We start from the raw sequence: 13,393 nt of genomic DNA on the forward strand, positions 1-13,393 counted from the left end.
TTAAAAGTTTATACTATTTATGGTTGTTAAAAATTATACTTTAGTTGAAGCCCAATGTCCATTCCACGTTTATAATTGGATATACCATTACCGTTTGCTGAGTTAACCACGATATCGCCCAAAGTAGTTTCTCTAACATATTTTATGGTTGGATTCAATAGGTTTTTGATACTTAAGTTCACCTCAAAATTCTTTTTAATGTTGTTTTTCCAAATAAAGTCTAGAGTAGGGACGCTTTTTTCAACTATGTTACCTAGCTGTCCGGAGCCTAAAGCATCTATTCTATCAGAGAAATAGGAAAACACTAAATTGGCAGTTGGTTCATATTTTTCAAACTTAGGTGAGAAGCTTAGATCAGCATTGATAAGCAGTGGTGATGCACCTTGAAGCTCATCTTTGGTTTTTTCAAAGCTCACATCGTAAAAATCACCATCTATTTGTGAATAAAGATCTTGTTCTGTGTGCATGTATGTGGCATTCAAACCTGCTGATAGAACCGTATTATCGTCAGCATTTTTAAGAATGTCTTTTCTAACTTCTAACTCAACACCATAAACCGTTGCCTTGTCACCAGTTCTAAAAAAGCGCTGTGTTCCTGTGGCATCTGCACCAACGACTAAGTTTACTGGGTCATTGATTTCTTTGGCAAACACACCCAAGGAGAAAATTTCGCTTTTGCTGTAGAACCATTCGTATTTAAGGTCTAAATTGAAAATTTTAGAAAAACCTTTATCCAATAAGTCTGGGTTACCACCAATTTTAGTTGAAATGTTTTCATAAACAAAAGGGGCTACTTCCTTAAATTCAGGAATAGAAACGGTTTGACTGGCTGAAAAACGTAAGTTTTGGTCTTCATTTAAAGCATATTTTACATTTAAGCTAGGCAACAAAAAGTTTTCGTGTGAACCGATTTCGCCTTCGCCTTGAGTACCTAAGTTAATGACATCAAATCCAATTTTTTGACTTACAGATTCTAATCTTACTCCTGGCACAAACAACCACTTTTCACCAACTTTGATTTCGGCATTCAAATAACCAGCATAAATGTCTAGATTCCCAGAATAAGTGTTTTCTGGCAAGCCAGGTCTGTTGGTGTTGGATTGTCCTGGAATGGTATTGATTACCTTAATTTCATAAATACCGTTACTGCCTTGGTTTATGTTAAGATTATTAAGGTTAAATACGCTGTTTAGGTTATTTACATCTGCTATGGCATAGTCAGAGTCTACTATGTCATAACCATAGCGAATATTTTCAAAATTACGCTCTTTGCTTCTACCATTGTAACCTAAATTGAATTTTAGGTTTTCAGTAGCTGAATAGGCAATATTTGCTCTACCATTATATTCTTCATCTTCAATATTTTGGAAGTAGCGTTGGTTGTCAAAATCTACGTTACTATAAAAGGTTGGATTGGTATTTGAGTCATTATCCAATGCAAAATGATAGTTTTCAATACTTATCCTTTTTCTGTCTGGTTGGTCGGAGAAAACAGTGTTGACACCAAAGCCCCAATCTACTTCAAACTTATCAGACTTATGGTTGCCCAAAAGTTGGTTTACAAATATTCTGGTTTGATCAAACTGAACGTTCATTTGGTAAAATCCTTTGTCTGTATTTAATATGGCATCTCGGTTTCTACCGTTACCATCCATACCAAAGTAGCCAACAACATCTGATGAACTGTTTATGAATAATGAATTGAATTTTAAGGTATTATTTTCATCAATTCTATACTTTAAATTACCCATAACGGTTGATGTGGTACCGAATTCATATTCTTCAGCACTGTCTATATACGCCTTTTTCTCAACTAAAGTATAATCCGTATTTGTACCTTTTCTATATTGAAACTCATTTTCGTAAGATCCAGTTAAAAAGACACTTAAGCGAGAATCATTTTTAAAGTCATAACTCTTACCAATTGATGCTCCATAACCAACATTAATTGGATTGCCAGCCGTTTCAGGGTCAAAACCATGAGATAAGATAACAGGAAAAGGATTATGCTCATATCTTCCATAATAACCGAAATATCCAGTGCCTTCACTCCTTACAAAATCTTTGTCAACGGCATTGGTGTTAAATCCAGATCCCACAAAAGCATCAACATAAAAATCTCCAGAATAGTTCTTTGAAGTTATGTTAACATTACCGGCAGAAAAGTCGCCATAAAAACCAGTTGAATAAGCCTTGCTTATAGATACATTCTCAATAATGTCTGAAGAGAACAAGTTTAAATCAATATTTTTTTTGTTAACATCGTTTGACGGTAACGAAAGTTCATTCATGGTTGTATTTAAGTAGCGGTCTCCCAAACCACGAACATATACGTTGCTTGAGCCCTCTTGTTTTGATACACCAGAGATTTTTGAAACAGCACCTGCAGCATCACCGACCCCTTTTCTGGATAACTCTTCAGCACCAATACTTTGTTTAATTTCAACAGCTTTTTTCTGTTCAAGTAAAAGCGCCACTTCACTTTCTCTTTTGGTTGTAGTGGTAATGACTACTTCATCCAATGAGGCAGCGCTAGCAGACAAAGGCACATTGATTTCCGTAATCTTTCCAGCCTCAATAGTGGCTTCAATCTCCTGGGTTTCATAACCAACAAAGCTAAATACAATGGTATAGGTTCCGGGTTCAATATTTTCAATGCTGTATAAACCGTCAAAATCTGATGTAGTTCCTTTAATAGTTCCTTTTATTAAAACATTTGCAAAAGGTAAAGGGTCATTATTGAAATCTTTATCTGTAAGTTTACCAACCAAAGTTCCTGGGTTTTGGGCTTGTGCAATTGCAGCTGTAAATACAAATAATAATATAAATATGTGTCTCATTAGTTTTAGTAAAATTTGATGTGGCAAAGAAACCTTATTCATGTAAAGTCAAGGTTATTTACAGGTTAAACCTAAATCATATAACTGTTAGTTAAATGTTATGAAAATGTTGAAATACTTTTTTCAGGAAATAATTTCTTAACATAAAACGTAATAAAATTGTTTATATCTGCTTTTAAAAAGAGAATTTTAAAATGTTGAAAAATGTATCTTGCAGCAGTTAAATAGGAATTATGAACTGGGAACAATTACTCTCCTTAAAACGATATGGAGATATTAATAAACGCTTAAGAAAAGAACAAGACGAAACCAGGTTGGGTTTTGAAGTGGATTACGATAGAATTATTTTTTCTTCTGAATTTAGAAGCTTACAGGACAAAACCCAAGTCATTCCCTTATCCCAAACAGATTTTGTACATACCAGACTAACCCATAGTTTGGAAGTTAGTGTCGTAGGTAGAACACTTGGTAGAAAAGTAGGAGCAAAACTTATTGAGAAATATCCACATCTACAAACCATTCACGGATATCAGGCAAACGATTTTGGTGCCATTGTTGCAGCAGCAGCTCTGGCACATGATATAGGAAACCCACCTTTTGGACATTCTGGGGAAAAAGCCATTGGAGAATTTTTTAAAACAGGACAAGGTCTGCAATACAAAAGCCAATTAACAGCCAAAGAATATCAAGATTTATGCGATTTTGAAGGAAATGCCAATGGGTTTAAAATAGTTACAGAAAGCCGATCTGGTAAAGAAGGAGGCTTGCGTTTAAGTTATGCCACACTTGGAGCTTTTACAAAATATCCTAAAGAATCGTTACCAAAAAAACCAACAAGCCATATAGCAGACAAAAAATATGGTTTTTTTCAAAGTGAAAAAAACCTGTTTCTAGATGTGGCAACCGAATTGGGCCTTTTAAAAACAGGTTCTAAAACAGATTGTAGTTTTGCAAGGCATCCCTTAACTTATTTGGTTGAAGCTGCAGATGATATTTGTTACACAATTATAGATTTTGAAGATGGCATTAACTTAGGGCTTATTCAAGAAGAATTTGCGTTGGAATATTTAATTAATCTGGTAAAACACTCTATCAATTCCAAAAAATACCATAAACTGTCTACCACGCAAGATAGAGTAAGCTATTTAAGGGCTTTGGCCATCAACACCTTGATTCAGGAAGCAGTGGAAATATTTTTAGACCATGAAGAAGACATCCTTAACAATAATTTTTCCACAGGTTTATTGGATAAAAGCAAATATGAAGCCCAAATAAACGATATAATTAACATAAGCATAAAAAACGTTTATAAGTCCCAAGAAGTGATTGATAAAGAGATCGTAGGATACAAAGTCATCAGTACGCTTTTAGATGTTTATTCAGCAGCAGTTATAAACAAATCCTTAAACCAAGCTTCAAATTATGATGCGCTGCTTTTAAAGAGTATACCAGAATTGAATTTTTCCGAAAGCAATTCAACGTATCAAAAATTGTTAGGTGTTTGTCATTATGTTTCGTTACTGTCCGATAGTCAAGCTATCTTAAAATTTAAAAAGATACAAGGGATATCATTGTAAAAAAATTCAGCAGCACAATGCATTTTAACGCATAAATATTGCTTTTAATCGATAATTTATGTATGTTTACCAAACCGAAAACTAATTCTAACTAAAAATGAAAAAAAATCTATTGGGAGCTTTAGTCATCATTTTCGTTGCTTTTGCTTGTTTTCTAGTTATGAAAGAGCTGAGTAGCCCAGCAACTTCAGAAGTTGATACCCAACAATATTATGCAGATATGGAGTAGACTTCACTCCTTATTTAACCTACTTTAAAGTTAAAATCTATTCAATTTGTTATAATAGCATGAAAAATAGCTTTTTAACTGTTAAATAATGCTTGTGTTTTTTGAAATATATAATAATTCAGTTATTTTAGCCACAATTAAAAAAAACACACATGAAAAAAAATTCCCTATTAATTTTTAGCGTTTTGCTGGTTGCATTAGCCGTTTTTATGTTTATTGAAAATGAAGATGGTGCTACAAAAAATGAAGAAGCTTTGACTTCAGTGGCAGAATTGAAAGAAAAGCACAAAGAATATTTAGAGAATCATCCTTTTAAAGAGGATTTGTTATTGTCTAAAAAAGAAAGAAAAGCAAACGGTTTGCCTCCAAACAAGTATTTTGAAGAACAATGGATTTTAACCATGAATCCTGAATTGGGAAGACCAACACCAAATAAAGTTCTTGAATTACAGCAGGAATTGCTCAACCAAAGAAGAGATGACCTAATAAACGGAAGGGTTCCAGGAGATGCTTTGGACAATGGTTGGCTGGAAAGAGGTCCAAACAATGTTGGGGGTAGAACCAGAGGATTGATGTTTGATCCCACAGATGCATCAAACAATACCGTTTTTGCTGGAGGTGTAAGTGGTGGTTTATGGAAAAATACCAATATATCCAGTGCAAGTAGTGTATGGACCAGAGTGGATATACCAGAAAATTTAGCTGTTTCAAGCATTACTTACGATCCAAACAACCCTAGCACTTTTTATGTAGGAACAGGAGAGTCTTATGTTGGTGGAGATGTTAATGGAAATGGCTTATGGAAATCTACAGATGCAGGAAATACATGGACCAATGTTTTTGGAGGGATTACAGGGACTAGCTTCTTTGTTTCAGCTTCCAATATTACAGTAAACTCACCAAGTGGCATTGCAGGAAATTATCAATCTTACCCAACCACTAATTTTGGGTCTGAAATCACATCAACCATAACAGCAGATTTTGTTTTGGCAAATGACCCTTCTGGGGTTCCAACATTAGCATGTAACTCTTTTGGACCAAGTGCAGCTGGAAAAATTGCTGTTATTAGAAGAGGTGATTGTGCGTTTGTTGACAAAGTTTTAAATGCACAAAATGCAGGAGCTATTGGTGCCATAGTTATGAACAATGTTCCAGGTGAACCTGTTCCAATGGGTGGTACAAATGCTGCTATTACTATTCCCTCGGTAATGATTAGTATGGCTGATGGCGATTTGATAGAAGCTGCAATGGCCTCAGGAACCGTTAATGGATCTTTAAATCCTACTTCAGGGGATTTTACAGCTCTGGTTGTACCTGGAGTGCAACATATCAATGATGTAAAAGTTAGAAACAATAATGGAGTGTCAGAAATATACGTAGCTGCAGGAGATGCCATCTATGGGTCTTCCAATGCTGCTACAACCATGGGAGGTCTGTCTTACGGTTTATACAAATCTGTGGATGGAGGAGCCAATTGGACTGAAATCAACCTTCCGTTAACAGCAAATGGACACAAACATAATCCTAACGACATAGAAATTGGACCAAACGGGAAAATTTGGTTGTCAACAACCAATAGTCACTTGTATGGCGATGGAGGAGGAGTTATTTTCTCTTCTACTGACGGCGTTAATTTTACACAAGCATACGTAGTAAATGGCGCAGATAGAACTCAAATAGCAGTATCAGCAACAATACCTGATAAAGTTTATGTGTTGGCAGAAACGGCATCTGGTGTTATTATCAAAAAAACAACAACTGCATTCGTGCCTGCTTTTTTAGTACAAACAAAAGCGTTACCAAATGATGCAGATCCTAATATTTCTGCTGGAGACTTCACTAGAGGACAAGCATTTTACGATTTGATGTTGGAAGTGGACCCAAGTAACGACGAGATTGTTTATGCTGGTGGAATTGATTTGTTTAAATCTACCAATGGAGCCACAACTTGGAATCAATTTTCTCATTGGTACGGAGGATTCGGATACCAAGAAGTGCATGCCGATCAACATATTTTAGCTTTTGGAAATAACGATCCAAGCAAAGTTGTTATTGGTAACGATGGAGGCGTGTATTATTCCAGCAATGGAGGGGCAACAACCCAACCTAGAAATACAGGATTCAATACATCCCAGTTCTATACTGTAGGAGTAGCACCAACCACTGCACTTTCCGGAGATTATTTTGCTGGAGGTTTACAAGACAATGGTACCCAATTATTGCAAAATGCAAATCCAAATGGTGTAGATGATGCTATTGAGCCTTATGGAGGTGATGGTGCTTATACCTTCTTTGATCAAGATGGAACCGACCGTTATTTTATTAGAAACTATGTGTATAATGCTGGAGTTGTTTTACGTTTTTTAAACGCGAATGGATCATTAGGTTCTGAAGTTGTTATAAATAATGAAAACGCTAGCAATGGATCTTTCATTAATCCACAAGCATTGGATTCCAACCTGGATATTTTGTATTCTAATTATAACTCTGGAGCAACCCCAGGTATTAGAAGATATTCTGGAATTAAATCATCAGGAACTTTATCTGCTACAACTTTAACTCATCCTGAATTAGTAACTATAGTAACTGCTTTAACGGTATCTCCCTATACAACCAATTCTTCAAAATTACTTGTAGGCGACCGTTTAGGAAACATTATTTTAATTGAAAATGCTAATACAGCAAACCCAACTTGGACAACTATTGATGGTAACTTGTTGGTAGGTAGTGTTTCAGATGTTGAATTTGGTCAGACTGAAGATGATATTTTTGTAACCATGCACAATTATGGTGTAAACAATGTTTGGTACACCAGCAATGGAGGAGTCACTTGGGAGCCTAAAGATGGTAACTTACCAGATTTGCCAGTAAAAACTATTTTACAAAACCCATTAAATCTTGAGCAAGTGATCATTGGAACCGAATTAGGTGTTTGGTTCACTGAAAACTTCTCAGATGCAAGTCCAACTTGGAATCAAGCCTATAATGGAATGAGCAATGTTAAAGTTTTGGATTTAGACCTAAGAGACGATAACATGGTGTTTGCTGCTACTTATGGTAGAGGTGTCTTCTCCGGTATGTTTACTGCCGATTTCTTAAGTGTTGAAGAAAATACTTTAGCCTCAGATTTAACTTTATTTCCAACAGTCTCTAATGGAGAGATTACCATAACTGCTAAATCCAACTTAGGGAAAATGGATTTATCCATTTATAACCTTAGTGGTCAGTTGGTCTACAATACGGCCTTGGATATGAACTCAAATAGTAGAAAACAATTATCGTTAGATTTAAGTTCAGGATTGTACTTGGCTAAATTTTCAAAAGGAAGTTTTAGTGAGACTAAAAAGTTTATTATAAAATAAACATTATTTAGATAATATGAAAAAGGTGGTTTTTTAAAACCACCTTTTTTGTTTTCTAACAATGAAAGCTTAGACGTATTTATTGATACATTTGGAAATAGAGATAGGATCGATGTGACATTCTATCTGTAGCTCCTCTATTGTCCCATGTTCAATAAAGGTATCGGGAATACCTAACAATTCAAAAGTGTTTTTATATTGATGTTTTGAAGCAAATTCCAATATGGCGTTACCAAAACCACCATTTACACAACCGTCCTCAACAGTGATGATGGTATCATAAATGGCGCAAATATCGTGTAGAAGTTTTTCGTCTAGAGGTTTCACAAAACGCATGTCGTAGTGGGAGACAGTGTCTGAATTTTCTAACAAACCTATGGCTTCGGTACAATTTTTTGAGATGGTGCCAATGCTCAAAATGGCAATTTTACTGCCTTTTTTCAAGGGTATTGCTGTCCCAATTTCAATCTCTTTAAAATCTAATTGCCAATCCATGGTAACACCTCTTCCTCTAGGATACCTAATGGCAATGGGTTGGGATAATTTTCCCAATTGAGCCGTGTACATAATGTTTCTGAGCTCTATTTCGTTTCTTGGTGCAAAAATAATGAGGTTTGGTATACAACGTAAATAAGCCAAATCAAAAACTCCATGATGCGTTGCTCCATCTTGTCCAACCAATCCAGCACGATCCAAACAAAAAACAACAGGTAAGTTCTGCAATGCCACATCATGGATTACTTGATCATAGGCTCTTTGTAAAAATGTGGAATAAATGTTGCAAAACGGAACGGATCCTTGTGTGGCCATACCTGCAGCAAGTGTTACAGCATGTTGTTCTGCAATGCCTACATCGAAAGCCCGATCAGGAATTTGTTCCATCATATATTTTAAAGAACTTCCAGTTGGCATGGCAGGAGTTATTCCAATTATTTTTTGGTTTTTTTTGGCTAATTCCACTAAGGTTAAACCAAATACATCTTGATATTTGGGAGGTTGTTTAAAATCTAGTTTTTTACTTAACTCACCTGTAATGGCATCAAATTTTCCTGGTGCATGATAGGTGACTTGGTTGTCCTCTGCTTGTTTAAGACCTTTCCCTTTTTTGGTAATTACATGTAAAAATTTAGGTCCTTTTACTGTTTTTAAACGCTCTAGTTCTGAAATGATCTTAAAAATATCATGACCATCAATAGGACCTGAGTAATCGAAATTTAAAGCTTCAAAAATATTGTCTTGTTTTTGGGTTCCTTTTTTAACATTGGTAAGATATTGTTTTAAAGCACCTACAGAAGGGTCTATCCCAATGGTATTGTCGTTTAGGATAACCAATAAATTGGCTTTGGTAACACCAGCATGGTTTAAGCCTTCAAAAGCCATTCCACTTGCAATGGAGGCATCACCAATAACAGCAATGTGATGTCTGTTTTCACCTTTTAATAGGTTGGCAATTGCCATTCCCAAAGCAGCCGAAATAGAGGTTGAAGAATGGCCTACACCAAAAGTGTCAAACTCACTTTCTTCTCTTTTTGGAAAGCCACTAAGACCTTTAATTTGTCTGTTTGTGTGAAAAACATCCCTTCTTCCAGTTAATATTTTATGTCCGTAAGCCTGATGACCAACGTCCCAAACAAGCAAATCTTTGGGTGTATTAAAAACATAGTGCAAAGCAATGGTTAATTCCACAACTCCTAAACTGGCTCCTAAATGTCCTTCTTTGGCAGCAACAATTTGAATAATAAACTGTCTAAGCTCTTTAGCAAGTTCCGGAAGTTGCTTAATGGGTAACTTCCTTAGCTCCTCAGGACTATGAATGGATTTTAATATATCTGTAATCATTGCTTTATTTGATTTGGTAAAATTATTAAAATAGAAGTTATTTTGGTGATTTTGATAAGTATTTTACTTATTTATTGTTATTATAAAATGTTGAGACCTATATTTGTTACATTAAATAAAATCAATAACTAAAAAATGAAAAATAATTACGCCCAAAAATTTGTGATAATTGGCATGTTATTATTTGGATTTATTGGGTTTGCCCAGCACAACCTTTCAGATTCAGAGTATGGCAGTCTTATCGAGACTTATTTAACCAAAAATTTAGCTAAATATCAACTTACAGAACCGGATATTCAGGATTTATATGTTAGTAACGAGTACTTCTCTAAGAGTACTAAAATTAACCATGTATTTGTAAATCAACGTTATCAAGGGATTGAGATTTTTAATGCAACCTCTAGTGTGGCCATTAAAGACAATGCAGTTTTTTACTATGCCAATAATTTTATTGGTCAAGTTAGCCAAAAATTAAACACCATAACTGCTCAAATTAATGCACAGGACGCATTGGAAAACGCAGCCTCACAATTGAATCTTGGAAACGTTCAAGGATTGGAATTGATTTCTACCAAGCATAATGAATTCGTTTTTAACGGAGCAGGTGTTTCTCAAACAAACATACCTGTAAAATTGGTGTATTCTTACTCCGAAGCTGAAGATGCTTTAAAATTGGCTTGGGACTTAAACCTAAACACACTTGACTCCAAACATTGGTGGAGCGTACGAGTAGATGCAATAAGTGGCCAAATTATTGATAAATCTGATTGGGTTGTGTCTTGTAATTTTGGTGATGGAGATCACTCTAATCACGACTTTCACACAAATACCAATACAGATTTCACTTTATTTAAGCCCAATGCTATGGTTGCTGACGGTTCTCAATACCATGTGTTCGCCTTTCCCGTTGAAGCGCCTAGTTTTGGAGGAAGAACACTGTTAAGTTCCCCAGCAGATGATACGGCTTCCCCATATGGATGGCACGATACCAATGGAGTAGCAGGAGCTGAATATACCATAACAAGAGGAAACAATGTTTATGCTTATGAAGATACAGCAGACTCTGATACGCCTGGGTATTCACCAGATGGGACTGCAACTTTAAATTTTGATTTTTCACTAAACCTAAGTCAAGAACCATTGGGTTATCAAGATGTATCGGTTACAAACATGTTTTATGTTAGTAATGTGATGCACGATGTATGGTACCGTTATGGTTTTGATGAAGTGTCTGGAAACTTTCAACAAAACAATTATGGCAATGGAGGTGTAGGAAACGATGCTGTTCAAGCTCAAGGACAAGATGGAGGAGGCACTAACAACGCTAATTTTGCAACACCAGTTGATGGAAATGCACCAAGAATGCAAATGTATTTATGGTCTGCTCCAGGTGGAATACAAAATCTAGTTACAGTAAATAACACTCCTATTGCTGGTCCTTATCCAGCTGTTAACCCAGCAGCTACACCACCAAACAATATTACCGGAATTGGTGAAACACCTGTTACAGGAGACTTGGAGCTTGTTAATGATAGTTCTGCTGCTCCTTCAGAAGGCTGTAACCCAATTTCTAGTGTTGCTGGTAAAATTGCTGTGGTTAGAAGAGGTAATTGTGCCTTTGTGGATAAAATTCAACATGCTCAAGATGCAGGAGCCATTGCTGTTATAGTTGTAAATCATAATAACCCAACTAACGACCCTAATTACGCAGAATACGTAAATATGGCTGGAGAAGTCACTCCACCGTTTACCATTCCTTCTGTATTTATGAACTACACAAATGGTGAATTGTTAATTTCTCAAATGCAAACAGAAACCGTTAATGTTACCCTTCAAGGAACAGGTAACTATATGCGAGATGGAAGTTTCGATAATGGCATTGTAGCTCACGAATATGGTCATGGTATCTCAACCAGGTTAACAGGAGGTCCAGCCACAAACTGCTTGTCCAACCCTGAACAAATGGGAGAGGGATGGTCTGACTGGTTTGGGTTAATGTTGACGATGCAACCTGGAGATCAGCCAGAAGACCCAAGAGGAATTGGAACCTACGCTACAGGCCAACCAACCAATGGGATTGGTATTAGATTAGCACCTTATAGCACAGATTTTGCTGTTAATGACTATACATATAATGATACTAATGATGCAGCAAACGTAGCTGCACCACATGGTATTGGATTTATATGGAGTACTATTTTATGGGACTTAACATGGGCCTATGTAGATAAGTATGGTTTCGATCCAGATTTATACAATGGTACTGGAGGAAACAATAAAGTCATGCAAGTAGTTATTGATGGCTTAAAAATACAAGGTTGCAATCCAGGATTTGTTACTGGTAGAAATGCAATATTAACAGCAGATATGGCACTTACTGGAGGCGAAGACCAATGTTTAATCTGGGAAGTATTTGCCAATAGAGGTGTAGGCTTAGATGCCTCTCAAGGATATGGTTTTAGCAGAACAGACCAAGTGGAAGATTTTGCAATGCCTCCATCTGATGATCCTACTCTGGCTAATTGTACCAGTTTAAGTGTAAATGAATTTAACTCCAACAGTTACAAAGTGTTTCCAAACCCTACCAATAATCGTTTGTTTATTAAAACAAACAAAAACTACGGTCAGGTAACTCTTTCTTTAACTGATATTAACGGAAGACAAGTACTTTCTAAAAAAGTAGAATTGTTTAACCAAGTAGAGTTGGATCTCAATCAATTGCAATCCGGTATTTATATCTTGAATATAAACGGGGAATCATTTAGTGCCAATCATAAGGTTATTAAAAACTAATTGGTTTTTTCAATGAAAAAATTAAGACAGCTAGTAATTACTAGCTGTCTTTTTTTATTTTTACACCTATGGAAAACGTATTTAGTGACACCTATTTTATGAAGAAAGCCCTTCAAGAAGCCGAAATGGCTTTTGAGAAAGGTGAAATTCCCGTTGGAGCAGTTATAGTAATTGATAACCGAATAATTGCAAGAGCTCATAATTTAACCGAACTGTTAAACGATGTTACTGCTCATGCTGAAATGCAAGCCATAACAGCAGCTTCCAATTTTTTAGGGGGTAAATATCTTCAAAACTGTACACTTTATGTAACATTGGAGCCTTGCCAAATGTGTGCAGGAGCATTGTATTGGAGCCAAATTAGCAAAATTGTTTATGGAGCGAGGGATGAAGAAAGAGGATGCATCCAATTAAAAACAAAATTACATCCAAAAACCATCATGGTTGGAGGCATATTAGCTGATGAGGCATCACAGCTGTTAAAACGCTTTTTTATAGAAAAACGAAACTTAAATTAAGACTCTTTTTTATTATTGTATTCTCTCATTTTTTCTAAACTCTCCTTGGTTATCATATAATCTTTTACATTTCTATCTTTCCATCTGTAATAGGAAAACAAAGGAAAAACCACCAGAAAAAGCCCAACAACTCCAAAGCCTATGAGTTTTTGTGAATAAGCTACATCTAGGAAATAACCACAAGCAATGCTACTTATGGAAGCAATAAAAAAGAATGCAATTAGGTATTTCATGT

The 13,393-nt window shown here is 35.7% G+C and carries 8 protein-coding genes; 5 read left to right on the forward strand and 3 right to left on the reverse strand.

Features of this window, described 5'->3' with window-relative positions:
• Positions 1 to 26: 26 nt before the first annotated feature.
• Entirely contained in the window at positions 27 to 2,840 is a 2,814-nt protein-coding gene (locus tag D778_RS03300; protein WP_040491311.1) for a TonB-dependent receptor, read from the reverse strand.
• A 233-nt stretch (positions 2,841 to 3,073) separates the two neighbouring features.
• Between D778_RS03300 and dgt the strand changes: the two genes are divergently transcribed.
• From dgt to D778_RS14115, 3 genes are all read left to right on the forward strand, one after another.
• A complete protein-coding gene (gene dgt, locus D778_RS03305; protein WP_007647657.1) occupies positions 3,074 to 4,417 on the forward strand; it encodes a dGTP triphosphohydrolase in 1,344 nt (447 codons plus the stop codon).
• A gap of 97 nt (positions 4,418 to 4,514) precedes the next feature.
• Complete coding sequence (locus D778_RS14840; RefSeq protein WP_007647658.1) at positions 4,515 to 4,646, forward strand: hypothetical protein; 132 nt, start codon at positions 4,515 to 4,517, stop codon at positions 4,644 to 4,646.
• Positions 4,647 to 4,798: 152 nt separating this feature from the next.
• Positions 4,799 to 8,008, forward strand: a complete 3,210-nt coding sequence (locus D778_RS14115; RefSeq protein WP_007647660.1) for a T9SS type A sorting domain-containing protein — start codon at positions 4,799 to 4,801, stop codon at positions 8,006 to 8,008.
• Positions 8,009 to 8,077: 69 nt separating this feature from the next.
• Here the strand turns inward: D778_RS14115 and dxs are convergent, their stop codons facing one another.
• Complete coding sequence (gene dxs, locus D778_RS03315) at positions 8,078 to 9,847, reverse strand: 1-deoxy-D-xylulose-5-phosphate synthase (protein ID WP_007647663.1); 1,770 nt, start codon at positions 9,845 to 9,847, stop codon at positions 8,078 to 8,080.
• Positions 9,848 to 9,982: 135 nt separating this feature from the next.
• Between dxs and D778_RS03320 the strand changes: the two genes are divergently transcribed.
• Positions 9,983 to 12,640, forward strand: coding sequence for a T9SS-dependent M36 family metallopeptidase (locus tag D778_RS03320; protein WP_007647665.1), 2,658 nt, complete (start codon positions 9,983 to 9,985; stop codon positions 12,638 to 12,640).
• Positions 12,641 to 12,708: 68 nt separating this feature from the next.
• Positions 12,709 to 13,158: a nucleoside deaminase gene (locus D778_RS03325; protein WP_007647666.1), complete on the forward strand. Its 450-nt coding sequence runs from the start codon at positions 12,709 to 12,711 to the stop codon at positions 13,156 to 13,158.
• On the opposite strand, the gene D778_RS03330 is transcribed toward D778_RS03325, so the two are convergent.
• Positions 13,155 to 13,391, reverse strand: coding sequence for a hypothetical protein (locus tag D778_RS03330; protein WP_007647667.1), 237 nt, complete (start codon positions 13,389 to 13,391; stop codon positions 13,155 to 13,157). The genes D778_RS03325 and D778_RS03330 overlap by 4 nt on opposite strands.
• Between the last annotated feature and the right edge of the window lie 2 nt (positions 13,392 to 13,393).

The sequence above is a fragment of the Xanthomarina gelatinilytica genome, from assembly GCF_000348685.1.
GTDB classification, from domain to species: domain Bacteria; phylum Bacteroidota; class Bacteroidia; order Flavobacteriales; family Flavobacteriaceae; genus Xanthomarina; species Xanthomarina gelatinilytica.

Coding starts and splice junctions, on each gene's coding strand:
- D778_RS03320 (WP_007647665.1), top strand. CDS start 9,983: ATGAAAAATAATTACGCCCAAAAATTTGTGATAATTGGCATGTTATTA.
- dxs (WP_007647663.1), bottom strand. CDS start 9,847: ATGATTACAGATATATTAAAATCCATTCATAGTCCTGAGGAGCTAAGG.
- dgt (WP_007647657.1), top strand. CDS start 3,074: ATGAACTGGGAACAATTACTCTCCTTAAAACGATATGGAGATATTAAT.
- D778_RS14840 (WP_007647658.1), top strand. CDS start 4,515: ATGAAAAAAAATCTATTGGGAGCTTTAGTCATCATTTTCGTTGCTTTT.
- D778_RS03330 (WP_007647667.1), bottom strand. CDS start 13,391: ATGAAATACCTAATTGCATTCTTTTTTATTGCTTCCATAAGTAGCATT.
- D778_RS03325 (WP_007647666.1), top strand. CDS start 12,709: ATGGAAAACGTATTTAGTGACACCTATTTTATGAAGAAAGCCCTTCAA.
- D778_RS14115 (WP_007647660.1), top strand. CDS start 4,799: ATGAAAAAAAATTCCCTATTAATTTTTAGCGTTTTGCTGGTTGCATTA.
- D778_RS03300 (WP_040491311.1), bottom strand. CDS start 2,840: ATGAGACACATATTTATATTATTATTTGTATTTACAGCTGCAATTGCA.